Origin of the sequence: Xylophilus sp. ASV27 (assembly GCF_016428875.1) — a bacterium.
Lineage (GTDB): Bacteria > Pseudomonadota > Gammaproteobacteria > Burkholderiales > Burkholderiaceae_C > Xylophilus.
This window is the reverse complement of sequence record NZ_JAELTO010000343.1, coordinates 1-320: the sequence shown is the minus strand read 5'-3', so window position 1 is coordinate 320 and position 320 is coordinate 1. Positions and strand designations below refer to the sequence as shown.

General features: G+C 73.8%; 1 protein-coding gene. It reads left to right on the top strand.

Annotated features, from left to right (window positions below; genetic code table 11):
* A partial coding sequence (locus JHD63_RS24390) for a circularly permuted type 2 ATP-grasp protein (RefSeq protein WP_233168566.1) occupies positions 1–320 on the top strand: 320 nt, incomplete at both ends.

Here is a 320-nt window from a genome sequence, read left to right as displayed (position 1 = left end):
CCCCCCCCCCCCCCCCCCCCCCCCCCCCCCCCCCCCCCCCCCCCCCCCCCCCCCCCCCCCCCCCCCCCCCCCCCCCCCCCCCCCCCCCCCCCCCCCCCCCCCCCCCCCCCCCCCCCTTTTTAATCATCCGCCCACCACCGAGATCTACACTAGGTTCTCTTCGTCGGCAGCGTCAGATGTGTATAAGAGACAGGGCCTACCGCGCGGGCAACGTGGCGATCTGCAACGCGGTCGGCACCGGCGTGGCCGACGACAAGTCGATCTACCCCTACGTGCCCAAGATGATCGAGTTCTACCTGGGCGAGCAGCCGATCCTGAAG